Genomic DNA, 12,404 nt, shown 5'->3' with positions numbered 1-12,404 from the left:
CTTATTCTGCCAACACTGGCAGACATACATCATAATTTTATTTTTAACAGCTGATCATTTGCTATGAAAAATATTCTCGTTACCGGTGGAAACGGTCAATTAGGACAGTCCTTACAAAAGGTTGCCGGCGCTTATCCACAATTTAACCTGTTATTTACCGATTACCAGGACCTGGATATCACGAATGCAGATGCGCTGGCAGCTTATTTCTCTGCCCAACAAATTGATGCCTGTATCAACTGCGCTGCTTATACCGCGGTTGATAAAGCAGAAGGAGATGAAGACAATGCTTTTTTGTTGAATTTCCAGGCAGTGCTGAGCCTCGCAGAAATCTGCGAACAACATCAAACACAGTTACTGCATATTTCTACTGATTATGTATTCAGCGGCCAACAAAATGTGCCTTATACAGAAACAGATGAAACGGATCCACAGAGCATTTATGGCGCGTCCAAAGTACGTGGGGAAGCGGCAGCAGCAGGCTTTAGTGCAGATACCATTATACTCCGTACATCCTGGCTTTACTCAGAGTACGCGGTAAACTTCGCTAAGCGTATGAAGGACCTGATGCAGGAAAAACAGGAATTAACCGTTGTATTTGATCAAACAGGTACGCCTACTTATGCAGGTGATCTGGCCAAAACCATCCTCGATATATTGCAATACAAAGCAGCCAACACGGATGCTGCCATCGGAGGCGTATATCACTATAGCAATGAGGGCGTAGCCAGCTGGTACGATTTCGCAGTAGCAATTAAAGAGATGACCGGCGCAACGACTACCATCTTCCCGGTTACCTCCGACAAGTATAAAACGGCTGCAAAACGCCCGTGGTACAGCGTATTAAATAAGGAAAAAATAAAAAGCACCTTCGGCATCACTATTCCTTACTGGAGGGATAGTTTAGCGAAATGCCTGAAAAATATATAAAAGAGAGGCTGATTAAAAGGCAGCACCAGGAAATCCCCTGCCCACGCCTTTTAATCAGCCTCTCCTCCTTTATCAGCTATCTACTTCTTCAACGCTGTTATTAAAGTACCTCCCATCTTTTTCCCATCTTTGGAAGATGCCGTTTTTACCGGACCAAAGCCCGGGGCATACCATTCCACCGCGCTAAATTTCATGGGCATTACTTTGCTCATCATGGTCATCTGAAAATCAAGATCATAGGTGATCACATAACAGTTCCAGCTACCGGCGGCAGTGCTGACATTTTCCCTTCCGGTTACCTTTCTGTTTTTGATGGTATAGCGGAGTTCCATGTCCATTCCTTTTACATTACTCTTCATTTCGTAGGAACCGCCGGAAAGCTCCTGTCCTACCTGCATATTCGAAGGATAATCCAGGAAAGCAGCGTTAGCCTTACCTTCCATTTTGGTGTCGTTCATGCCTGGCATAGCCGGAATACTCATTTTCATGTCTATGGCGGCACTGTTACCGCTGCATTTAAAATGCCCCGCGCCGGTGGTTACGGCCTTATTGCTCTTGTCATAATAGGTATTGGAAAAATCAGAGCCGATGCCGTCACCGTCTTTATGTACACTGTTGATCTTGTAGATGGTTTTACCTACGGCGGCACCGCCGCCATCATATACGGTCATTTCAATTTCGGCGTTGTTCAGCAGGTAATAAAAACCTTTACAATCCTGTGCCAGAAGCGGCGTGATGCTACAGAGGGGTAATAAAAAGAGGAGTACACTTTTCATAAAACAAGGTGTTTTGGGGAAGATGAAAAATTGATATCTTATGAATCAACACAATGATGGATGAATGAGCCGGCTGGCGGCTACTATAAATTTACTGGATATTTGTCAGATCTGTCCTCCGCCCCTTAAAATCGGCGAATCCTGTTAATTTTATGTAGGTTTGCAAAAATTGTTATTAAAATCATGAATCTGATAGAAGAACTGCGCTGGCGGGGTATGCTACAGGATATGATGCCTGGTACGGAAGAGCAACTGCAAAAGGAAATGACCACTGCTTATATTGGTTTTGACCCTACTGCGGAGTCATTGCATATCGGTAGCCTGGTGCCTATTCTGCTGCTGGTGCACCTGCAAAAGGCAGGACATAAGCCCCTGGCACTGGTGGGCGGCGCTACCGGCATGGTAGGCGACCCTTCCTTTAAAGCGGAAGAAAGAAAAATGCTGGACCTGGATACCCTGCAAAAAAATGTGAATGGTATCAAAGCACAGCTGGAACGCTTCCTGGACTTTGATCCTGCCAAACCCAATGCGGCAGAAATGGTGAATAACTTCGACTGGTTCCAACACATTTCCTTCCTCGACTTTATTCGCGATACCGGTAAACACATCACCGTAAACTATATGATGGCTAAAGATTCCGTTAAAAAACGGATCGAAGGCGACAACGGGATGTCTTTCACAGAATTTACCTATCAACTGATACAGGGTTACGATTTCTATCATTTGTATACTGCTAAAAACTGTAAACTGCAGATGGGTGGCTCGGATCAGTGGGGTAACATCGTTACCGGTACTGAACTGGTGCGCCGTAAAGCCCGCGGTGAGGCTTTTGCTTTTACCTGTCCGCTGATTAAAAAAGCAGATGGCACCAAATTCGGTAAAACCGAATCAGGTACGGTATGGCTGGATCCTAAACGTACGTCTCCTTATGCGTTCTACCAGTTCTGGCTGAGAACAACAGATGCAGATGCAGAAAGCTATATCAGGATATTCACCTTCATGGAACAACCCGAAGTGGATGCTTTGATTGAAGAACATAGAAAAGATCCGGGACAATGGCTCCTGCAAAAACGCCTGGCCAAAGAAGTTACCACATTCATTCATGGCGAAGAAAATTACAATTTTGCAGTAGAAGCATCTTCCATATTGTTCAATAAAAATACGGCAGCACTATTGTCCTCACTTTCTGAAGAGGACCTGACGGATCTGCTGAACAATGTTCGTAAGTATGAAGTAGCCAGGGCTGAAATTGAGGCAGGTAAAGATATTGTTAGCCTGTTAGCTGAAAGCGGCTTACTTCCCAGCAAAAGTGAAGCCCGTAAGATGGTACAGGGCGGCGGCGTCAGCGTAAATAAAGTAAAAGTACCAGGTATTGATATGATTGTTAATACAGATTCCTTGTTGAGAGATAAATACATCCTGTTACAAAAAGGAAAAGAATACATCGTTATCAAAACGATATAATCTTCACTCATACAACAGAAAAGGCTGGTATCGCTACCAGCCTTTCTTTTTTTATACTCACCCCATATTATTTCAATCCATACTTCTTCTCATACTTCTCATACAATTGCTTCTGTTTATTATCCAGGTTAATTTCTCTTCCCTGAATAAATGCTTTTGTCACCACACTGGATTTCATATCCAGTATATCACCGGTACTGATGGCAATATTAGCATCCTTACCGGTTTCCAGGGAACCTGTTATTTTATCGATCCCTAATATTTTAGCGGCATTCAGCGTCACAGCGGTGAGGGCTTCTTCTTTGCTGAGACCATAGGTACCTGCAGTACCGGCTTCAAAACCCAGGTTGCGCTGTTGCCAGAAACCTTCGTTGCTGAGGCAAAACAGCACGCCGGCTTTCTGCAGCAACGCCGCGGTTTTATAAGGCTGATCTATATCGTCGTCCTGCATAACCGGCAAACTATGTGGCTGCGCTAAAATCACCGGCACATTATTTTGTTTGAGGATGTCTGCTATGAGCCAGGCATCTGTGCCACCCACGATGGTCACATCTACATTAAATTCTTTTGCAAAATCAACGGCAATCAGCATTTCCTTTACCAGGTCACAGTGAATAAACAGCTGCTGTTCTTTGGTGAACAGCCGGCGCATAGATTCAAATTTCAGATTGGTTGCGGCATGTTTGGCTTCCTGCTGATAGGCTTTGGCGGCGCGGAAAAATGTTCTTACGTTTTCAATCTGCTCCATAGCCACCTTCAGCCGATCTGCCGGAGGAGTGCCCCCGCCACGGCGACCTTCGTTGGCAACGGGCAACAGGCTGGGGATGTAAAAATGTAAGGCGTTATCTGTTTTATAGGCAGCATCTTCCCAGTTCCAGGCGTCGAGTTGTACTACAGAAGAAGCGCCGCTGATGATCCCTCCCTCCGGCGTTACCTGTGCCAGCAGGATTCCGTTGGAGCGCAGGGTGTTGATCACTTTAGAATCTGCATTGTACGCGATAATAGATCGTACAGAGGGATTTATTTCACCTACTTCCTTCGCATCAATAGTAGCGCGCACGCTTTCAAATTCCACCAGGCCCAGTTTGGATTCCGGCGCAATAATGCCGGGGTACACATGTTGTCCTTTCAGGTCTACCACGGTAACATCGCTACCAGCGGCAGGTACATTACCGCCTACTGCGGTGATTTTTCCCTTGCTGAATGCAATGGTGCCGTTGTTGATCACTTCTCCGTTGCCCACATGAATAGTGGCATTGGTAAGGTATATTGGCTTATCCTGTGGAGCCGCCGGAGATATAGTTTCCTGTGCAGATGCGGTATGTAACCCCATCGCCAGGCTGAATAATAAGATATTTCTTTTCATCGCTGTTTGCATTTGCAGTGAGCTTAAAATGTTTCAAATAGTTGCTTAATCACCAATGGCTGTCTGGTGTCCACCCTGCAAGTCTTCACAGTGGTACATTTCATCCGGCACGAAAGACGCTTTTTTCGTAGGCGTACCTTTTTTCTTTTCTCCCAGCAGCTGTTGCGTGAGGCGGTTGCGCTCTGCGGTGATTCGTTTACGTAACAGCGCGTCGTTGTCGCGGTCAAATTCCACGATACCATCTACGATGGTTTTCTCTGCTTTGGCGTATATGCTCAGCGGATTATCGCTCCACAACACTACGTCGGCATCTTTTCCTACTTTAATACTGCCCATGCGGCTATCCACATGCAGCAATTTAGCGGGGTTGATGGTCACCATTTTGAGCGCATCTTCTTCGCTTACACCGCCATATTTAATGGTTTTGGCGGCTTCCTGGTTGAGGCGACGGGCCATTTCAGCATCATCAGAGTTGATGGCCGTTACTACGCCTACGTTGTGCATGATGGCGGCGTTGTAAGGGATGGCATCCTGCACTTCCATTTTATATGCCCACCAGTCGGCGAAGGTACCTGCACCGGCGCCATGTGCTTTCATTTTGTCTGCTACTTTGTAGCCTTCCAGGATATGTGTGAAGGTATTTACACGGAAATGGAAGCTGTCGGCCACATGCATCAGCATATTAATTTCGCTCTGCACGTAAGAGTGACAGGTAATAAAGCGTTGCTGATGTAATATTTCCACGAGTGCGTCCAGTTCCAGATCACGGCGTTTGCCGGGACCTTGTTTTTCATAATCACGGGCACGGGTAAACGCATCTACATAAATCTGTTCAACCCCCATCCTGGTCTGTGGGAAACGTACGGTGTTACGATCACCCCAGTTGGATTGTTTCACATTTTCACCCAATGCAAATTTGATGAAAGGATCCCAGTTGGTGACTTTCAGGTCTTCCGCATTTTGTCCCCAGCGGAGTTTGATCAGCTGTGATTGTCCGCCGATGGCGTTGGCGCTGCCATGCAATAAATGGGAAGCGGTAACGCCGCCGGCCAGTTGCCGGTAAATGTTGATGTCATCAGGATTTAATACGTCTGCAATCCGCACTTCTGCCGTCACAGATTGCGATGATTCGTTCACGCCTCTGCTGATGGCGATATGTGAATGCTCGTCGATAATGCCGGCAGACAAGTGTTTGCCGGTACCATCAATTACGCGGGCATTGCCGGCAGACAGGTTTTTACCTATCTGTGCAATTTTTCCGTTGCGAAGTAATACATCGGTATTTTCGAGCTTCCCTTCTTTTTCGTTGGTCCATACCGTAGCATTTTTGATGAGGAGATCTTCCTGTTTAGGCAGCTTCTCCCAGCCGTAGCCATTGAATGGATATAGTAACGGACCTAAAGTGACGGCGGTATTTTTCTTTACAGAATCAGCTTTCTCCGGTGCTGTTTTCACAAATGCAGCCGTCCATTTTACAATGTTACCGCTGGTGTCGGAACCGGTGCCGGTCCAGTTGCTACCGCTGATAATACCGCTCAATCGAATGCTGCGCTGGCTGTTTTTAGCCAGTGGCAAAGACATCGACACCAGTTTTCCATTTACATCGATGCGACCGGGGAGTGTATCTTTCTGTAAAACAGACAGCAGTGGTGCGCTGGCAGTACCCCTTACTTCCACGCTGTAGCTGTTGCCCGGCGTGAGCGTAACGGTATAGATGCCACGAATATCGTCCCAGCCATCTGCTTTGATCACATAGCGATTACCTTGTACCCAGTTTTGGTACAGGATGGTTTTTTCACTGAAGATGGGGCCGGAAGTGATGAGGAAGTTAGCAAGCTTGCCGGCTTCGAGGCTACCTACTTTATCGTATGCTTTTAAAAGGGTGGCGGGTGTTTTTGTTAATGCTTCCAGTGCTTTTTGTTCACTAAGCCCATATGTGATGGCTTTACGTACATTGGCCATAAATTGTTTCACGTCTTTCAGATCCGCTGCTGTTAAGCAGAAAGGGATATTGGCTTTTTCGAAAGCGCCGGGTTCTGAGGGGGCCATTTCCCAGTGTTTCATCTCGGACAGGGAAACAAAGCGGGCATCGGCCGGATCTTCCATGTCGATGGCGCCGGGGAAATTCAGCGGCAATACGAAAGCAGCTTTGGTGGCGGCCATTTCTGCGATGCGCTGGTATTCGTTACCACTGGCTTTAATGATATATTGTATGCCAAATTCATCGCCTATTTTATCGGCCCGGAGTACATCCCATTTATCGGCGGCTTCAAACAGTTGCGGCAGTTGCTGGTTGGCATTCCATGCCTGCAAACTAAGGTTCACACCTTCTTTGGCCGGCTGGGATTTATACCATTGTGCATCCAGATAAGTTTGGCGCAGCAAAGTGATACAACCCATGAGGGAGTTGGGATAATTTTGTGTAGACGTGCCCTTATCGAACGAATAGATAGCGGCGGCTTTTTCACGAATGATCACCTTATTCTCTTTTTCTGTGGCCAGGGTCACCAGGGCGGCAGTACCGCGGGCGATACCATCCGGCTGCTGGGTGAGCACCGTACCAAAACCGGCTTCCCGTAATGGAGCCGCTTTATCATCATCTCCCGAAAACAAGTCCACGGCATTTACCTCACTTTTGATGGCCTGATTCCAGCCATATGCACCTTTGGTGTTCGACAGGAACTGGGGAGCTGCATTCCAGGCGGAGCCGCCTTTCTTGGGTTCAGACAACCCATAGCTGCTGTAAATATCCACGAAGGAAGGGTAAATGTACTTTCCCTTACAATCGAGTACCACCGCATCTTTCGGGACAGTGGCAGCCGGACCGGCATCTATCACTTTTCCATCACGGATAACGAGGGTCGCATTTTGCAGGATGGTTTGTGCATCCTTTACAATAGTGGCATGTGTAAAGGCAAAACATCCTTCGCGGGGATCGGCAATACCGTTTACAGGAAAAGTTTCCTGTGCGCTGGCGTAGGTGCCTGTAGCGAGTAGCGCCAGCAAAACCACCTGACTGCGGTACCGCTTCATGGCATAGGTAATACACCGTGATAGCAGGGCTATCCCGGGTTTCTCAAAAGCTCTTTTCATGTAAATCTTTTATTTTTCGGTTCAGATTCAGTTGATTCGTTAAATGTAGTAAATCATTAAGGCGGAGTTTAATAAAAACGGATATTTTTTATGAATGGTAAGGGGATCCTAAAATTTTGGATTCACACGAAAAAGGGATAATTTGACAGGGGATTACACCTTAAGTTTGTTTAAATTCGTCTAATATTTGCTGACTATGAAGTTTATTTCCGTTTATACACAGGTGCTGCTAGCCTGTTTTTTTGTTGTGATGACGACGACTGCTGTTGCCCAGGTAAAAGATAGTACTACTTCAACAGGCCGCTGGACGGCAGAAGGCAGGGCTGATAAAATAACAGATAAAATCTCTCATAAACTTGGTTTAAATAAGGAGCAGTCAAAAAAGATCTATGTGATCAATGAAGATATTGTGCGCCGGATGGATGCGGTAAAAACCGATACTTCGCTCACTAAAAAAGAAAAGATGACCCAGTTCAAAGCACTGGATTCGGAGCGCAGCCAACGTTTTAAAATGGTGTTTACTGCCTCGCAGTATAAAAAGTGGAACGACTGGGAAATGAATAAAAAGGATCAACTCGAACAAAAAATGGAGAAGAAGCGAGTGAAGAAAGAGACGAAGGATTCGACGGCCAGACAATAAATAATTTATTGATAACCTGTGAGCAGTGAGTGTACTCACTGCTTTTTTTATTTCCGAAACGGATGACAACAGCTGATATAAAAGATATTTTTTTGCATGCCGTAGCGGCGGTGCATCCGCAGGAGCTGATGCGGAAAAATGTGCAGGTGCAGCCGGCCTCCCGTGTGATTACTATTTCGGGAGATGATTATGCGATTCCGGAGGGCGCCCATGTATGGGTCATGGGGGCGGGCAAAGCTGCTGCCGCGATGGCACAGGAACTGGAAAAAATACTGCTGCCCCATTTTCCGCTACAAGGTACGGTGATCACCAAATACGGGCATGCGTTACCGTTACAACAGCTTTCTTTGCTGGAAGCCGGGCATCCGGTACCGGATCAAAATAGTGTAGCCGCCTCTGTTAAACTGCTGGCCATAGCCGGGCAGGTGCAGCCGCAGGACCTGGTTATTTTCCTTTTATCGGGTGGTGCGTCCGCGCTGCTGGCGGATGTACCAGCAGGCAGTCAACTCCCGGAAGTACAACAATTGTTTGAAGCCTTGCTCAAAAGTGGTGCTGATATCCGGGAAATGAATGTGGTGCGTAAACATCTGTCGGCCATCAAAGGCGGGCAACTCGCCAAAAGCATATATCCGGCAACGTTATGTACGCTGATCCTGAGCGACGTAGTGGGTGATGACCTGAGTGTGATAGGGTCAGGACCTACTGTGCCCGACCCGTCTACCTTTGCCGATACCATGGCGGTACTCCGCAAATATCATCTCCCGGAAAAAATATCCGCTCCACTCCTCCAACATATCGAAAACGGCATGACCGGTCAACTACCGGAAACGCCTAAACCGGGTGATCATCATTTTGCGCAGGTGCATAACTACCTGGCCGGCACCAATCGCATAGCACTGGAAGCCGCTGCCGGCAAGGCCCGGGAGCTGGGCTATCATCCGTTACTGTTATCGGATACCACTACCGGTGATGCACATACGGTAGCTGCCACACTCATACAAACGGCGCTCAACTATCGGGGACCACTCCCTGCCTGTTTGCTGGCTGGCGGCGAAACCACGGTAACCATCACCGGAACCGGCCTTGGTGGCCGCAATCAGCAGCTGGCGCTGGCAGCAGGCATCGCACTCGCATCACATCCTACACTCACTTTTTTAAGCGGAGGCACCGATGGCAGCGATGGACCTACCAACGCAGCAGGAGCTATCGTGGATGCATCAACGATGCAAAATGCCAGAAATATGCAGCTGGACGCAAATAGTTTTTTACAAAACAACGACGCGTGGCATTTCTTCTCAAAAGCAGGCGGGTTAATGATTACAGGGCCTACCCAAACCAATGTAATGGACCTCATGATCGTGCTCATTACCGCAGATACCCCTAAAATTTAAAATCAAAGTTTGTATATGTGTGGATAGATTATATTTTTGAGGTTTGGAATTAGAAATTCTGGATTTACTAAACGTATTTGCATTATGCTGAGAATGGAACAGACATGGCGATGGTACGGGCCTAATGATCCGGTAAGCTTGTCTGATATAAAACAGGCTGGCGCTACTGGAATCGTTACCGCATTGCACCATGTACCTAATGGCGTGGTATGGACGATAGAAGAGATTTTAAAGCGGAAAGCCATCATCGAAGCGGCAGGTCTTACCTGGTCAGTCGTAGAAAGTGTGCCGGTGCATGAAGATATCAAAACGCAGAGTGGTCAGTTTAGAGATTACATCAACAACTACCAGCAAACCCTGCGTAATCTGGCTGCATGCGACATACGTACTGTCACGTACAACTTTATGCCGGTACTGGACTGGACCCGCACTGACCTTTCTTACACCGTAGAAGACGGCTCCAAAGCATTGCGTTTTGAAAAAGCAGCCTTCGTGGCGTTTGACCTGTTCATGTTGCAAAGACCGGAAGCAGCCAAAGATTACAGCGACGACGACATTGCCCGTGCGAAAGAACATTTCGACAGCATGACCGATGAAGACCGTGCACTGTTACAAAAAAATATTATTGCCGGATTACCCGGATCTGAAGAAAGCTTTACGCTGCAACAGTTCCAGGCCGCATTAGATAAATACAGAGGCATTGATGCCACCCAGCTGAAACTGCACCTGTTCTATTTCCTGCAACAAATAGCCCCTATTGCAGAAGAAGCAGGTGTAAAACTGGCCATCCACCCGGATGATCCTCCATTTCCGATTTTCGGCCTGCCACGTGTGGTAAGCACCGAACAGGATGCACGGGAACTGCTGATAGCAGCCCCTTACGCAGCCAATGGCTTATGCTTCTGCACCGGGTCCTATGGCGTACGGGCAGACAATGATCTGCCGGGTATGATAGAACGCCTGGGGGATCATATTCACTTCATCCATCTCCGCAGCACACAGCGGGATGCGTTGGGCAACTTCCACGAAGCTAACCACCTGGAGGGCGATGTAGACATGTTTGCCGTAGTGAAAAACATCCTCACCACCATGAAACGCCGCAATGTTTCCATTCCTATGCGGCCGGACCATGGCCACCAGATGCTGGATGACCTCCATAAAAAAACCAATCCTGGCTACAGCGCCATCGGCCGTTTACGCGGACTGGCAGAGCTGCGCGGCCTGGAAATGGGCATCGCGGGGGCTCTAGGCTCTGATTGACTGACATCTACCAGCATCAGGTCTGCACAAAGAGTAAAGGTGGGGATAAGCAATACCATCGTCGGACTGAGATGTTACACCAGGGCAGAAAGCGTTTTTGAACATATACCGTAATGGCTGATTACGCGTACAAATACCACTGCTTTATCAAAATATTAAAAAGGCCCACCCATTATGGTGGGTCTTTCTTTTTATAATCGTAAAAATCGCTGCTTTTTTGTAGCATTGCATCAGGATACGAGATTTTATCAACTGTACATTTTTACTAAACCTACAATACGATGAGCGCAACTGTAGATGCGAGATACGAGGCATGCCTGGCCAAAAGACCTGATAGCCTTGCCCGTTTGATCAACCTGTTCAAAAAAGATATAGACCAGCGTATTACGCAAAGAGTTCAGGAACGCGGATACAAAAATTTTAAGCTGGGCGACATGGTACTGCTTGTGCACATCGACCCACAGGGTACCATCAACAACGACCTCGCCAGAAAAGCCCGTATCAGCAAACAAGCCATGAGTAAGGTGGTGAAAAACCTGGAAGCAGAAAACTATATCAGCACCCGTAAACACGATACTGATAACCGTGCCAGCGTAATTTTCCTCACCGAAAAAGGAAAAGACTTTATGATCAACGCGTATGAAGGAGTAGATGAAATACAGGCCTTGTACGAAAGTATTATCGGCACAGACGCACTGACTGAGCTGAAAACTATTCTCAAAAAATTAAATGCAGGTTTAAAACTGGACTAGTCTGCACGCCTATTTCATGCTTACATAATACCTGTTGGCACTGTCCTTTACGATAGGCACATTCAGCATTTTGCGTAACATGACCAATGTCTCATCAGCAGATTTATTCTCAAAATCTGCGGTGAGCCGGCGTTTATACAGATTACCGGCAGAGGGTGGCAACAGGATTTCAAGACCATAATAGCCATTTACGCCATCCAGCACTTCTTCCAAAGGAATATTACGAAACTTCAGATGCCCTGTTTTCCAGGCCAGCTGCGATTGACTTTTCACCGTTTTCTTTTGCAACGGATGGTGTAGCTCCCGTTTCGCCTGCATATTGGCCGTTAACTGTAGTTTATTGCCCTTATCCGGTACAAGGGTAACTCTACCCTTCACCACCAATACCTGGGAGATAGTAGCCGTTTTGTGCACATTAAATACTGCATTCGCCGCGTATAAAATAGTGTGCTCATCCAGCTGCATCCGGATGCGCCCCTGCTGATTGATTTCAAAATAGGCGTCACCGTTAACCACCTGCAACTCCGGTGTTACATCAAACCTGGCCGCATAGGCGATAGTCGTTTCTTTATTGGTAATCACCCGGCTGTTTTTTGCCAGGCGGAGTGTATCAATATGTCCGGTATGATTGGTGTATTCCAGCATTTTACCGGATGGACGCCATTGGTAATAAATAAATCCGGCTACAGCCAGCAATATGACTGTTGCCAACACTACCCATTTTGGGTGGAA

General features: G+C 47.1%; 10 protein-coding genes. 6 read left to right on the top strand and 4 right to left on the bottom strand.

Features of this window, described 5'->3' with window-relative positions; translation table 11 throughout:
- Positions 1 to 63: 63 nt before the first annotated feature.
- Positions 64 to 930 (top strand): dTDP-4-dehydrorhamnose reductase, encoded by an 867-nt coding sequence (rfbD, locus tag VIP81_RS32935; RefSeq protein ID WP_331972336.1) that lies wholly within the window; start codon positions 64 to 66, stop codon positions 928 to 930.
- An 80-nt stretch (positions 931 to 1,010) separates the two neighbouring features.
- Here the strand turns inward: rfbD and VIP81_RS32930 are convergent, their stop codons facing one another.
- Complete coding sequence (locus VIP81_RS32930) at positions 1,011 to 1,706, bottom strand: hypothetical protein (protein WP_331972333.1); 696 nt, start codon at positions 1,704 to 1,706, stop codon at positions 1,011 to 1,013.
- A 183-nt stretch (positions 1,707 to 1,889) separates the two neighbouring features.
- Here VIP81_RS32930 and tyrS point away from each other — a divergent pair, with 183 nt between their 5' ends.
- A complete protein-coding gene (gene tyrS / locus VIP81_RS32925; protein ID WP_331972330.1) occupies positions 1,890 to 3,170 on the top strand; it encodes a tyrosine--tRNA ligase in 1,281 nt (426 codons plus the stop codon).
- Positions 3,171 to 3,237: 67 nt separating this feature from the next.
- On the opposite strand, the gene VIP81_RS32920 is transcribed toward tyrS, so the two are convergent.
- Positions 3,238 to 4,536, bottom strand: coding sequence for an amidohydrolase family protein (locus tag VIP81_RS32920; protein ID WP_331972327.1), 1,299 nt, complete (start codon positions 4,534 to 4,536; stop codon positions 3,238 to 3,240).
- A 45-nt stretch (positions 4,537 to 4,581) separates the two neighbouring features.
- Positions 4,582 to 7,629 carry an amidohydrolase family protein gene (locus VIP81_RS32915; protein ID WP_331972323.1) on the bottom strand — a complete coding sequence of 1,016 codons (3,048 nt, stop codon included), beginning with the start codon at positions 7,627 to 7,629 and terminating at the stop codon, positions 4,582 to 4,584.
- Between the two features lie 196 nt (positions 7,630 to 7,825).
- Here VIP81_RS32915 and VIP81_RS32910 point away from each other — a divergent pair, with 196 nt between their 5' ends.
- The 4 genes from VIP81_RS32910 (at position 7,826) to VIP81_RS32895 (ending at position 11,672) form a co-directional block, all read left to right on the top strand.
- On the top strand, positions 7,826 to 8,269 hold the full coding sequence (locus VIP81_RS32910) for a hypothetical protein (RefSeq protein ID WP_331972321.1): 444 nt from the start codon (positions 7,826 to 7,828) through the stop codon (positions 8,267 to 8,269).
- Between the two features lie 62 nt (positions 8,270 to 8,331).
- Positions 8,332 to 9,660: a glycerate kinase gene (locus VIP81_RS32905; protein ID WP_331972318.1), complete on the top strand. Its 1,329-nt coding sequence runs from the start codon at positions 8,332 to 8,334 to the stop codon at positions 9,658 to 9,660.
- An 84-nt stretch (positions 9,661 to 9,744) separates the two neighbouring features.
- Positions 9,745 to 10,920: a mannonate dehydratase gene (gene uxuA, locus VIP81_RS32900; protein ID WP_331972315.1), complete on the top strand. Its 1,176-nt coding sequence runs from the start codon at positions 9,745 to 9,747 to the stop codon at positions 10,918 to 10,920.
- 281 nt (positions 10,921 to 11,201) lie between these two features.
- Positions 11,202 to 11,672: a MarR family winged helix-turn-helix transcriptional regulator gene (locus VIP81_RS32895; protein ID WP_331972312.1), complete on the top strand. Its 471-nt coding sequence runs from the start codon at positions 11,202 to 11,204 to the stop codon at positions 11,670 to 11,672.
- A gap of 9 nt (positions 11,673 to 11,681) precedes the next feature.
- On the opposite strand, the gene VIP81_RS32890 is transcribed toward VIP81_RS32895, so the two are convergent.
- A partial coding sequence (locus tag VIP81_RS32890) for a hypothetical protein (RefSeq protein ID WP_331972309.1) occupies positions 11,682 to 12,404 on the bottom strand: 723 nt, incomplete at its 5' end.

This window comes from Chitinophaga sp., assembly GCF_036566945.1.
In the GTDB taxonomy this organism is placed as follows: Bacteria; Bacteroidota; Bacteroidia; order Chitinophagales; family Chitinophagaceae; genus Chitinophaga.
Note: the sequence above shows the minus strand (reverse complement) of the source record. Positions and strands in the feature narration are given on the sequence as shown.